Raw genomic sequence first — 565 nt, forward strand, 5'->3', positions numbered from 1 at the left:
CTTTTCCGAAGTCCAAAGCGTCATGTTTTTGTTTTTTTCGGCGGTAGTTAAGCCTCCGTGGTATAGGTTGAAGGAATTCCTGATTGCTGCAACTGTCTGGAAATTTCAATGCAGGACTTTCTATTTCGGACGTAAACAATAGAAGGTTCAGGATTTTTAGTTAAAATCTGGACTATTTTATACAACTTATCTTCTACATCAAAAACCATATACGCAATATTATCGCGGTCAAATGATTTTTCAAAAACGGCAACAGCATTTAATTTTAAAATAGAAATAATATCTTGCTTGACCCGTGGCGTTGCCGATGCCGTAAGTGCTAAAATAGGTGTTGCAGGAAAATGGGTTTTTAAATGGGCTATTTTGAGGTATGCCGGACGGAAATCATTTCCCCATTGCGAAATACAGTGTGCTTCGTCTACGGCAATTAAGTCAATGGGTAAATTTTTCAATCGTTCTAAAACCCAGTCTGATTGCAATCTTTCGGGCGATAAGTAAAGTAATTTATAATTTCCGTATTGACAATTGTCTAATAAATTGCTTACTTCTTGGGAGGAAATTCCAC

Annotated in this window: 1 protein-coding gene; it reads right to left on the bottom strand. The window is 37.0% G+C overall.

The genetic code is table 11. From position 1 onward, the window contains the following. Nucleotides 1-47: 47 nt before the first annotated feature. A partial coding sequence (locus tag FJV36_RS05200) for an ATP-dependent DNA helicase RecQ (protein ID WP_199251028.1) occupies nt 48-565 on the bottom strand: 518 nt, incomplete at its 5' end.

This window comes from Flavobacterium sp. I-STPP5a (assembly GCF_009764685.1).
Classification (GTDB): domain Bacteria; phylum Bacteroidota; class Bacteroidia; order Flavobacteriales; family Flavobacteriaceae; genus Flavobacterium.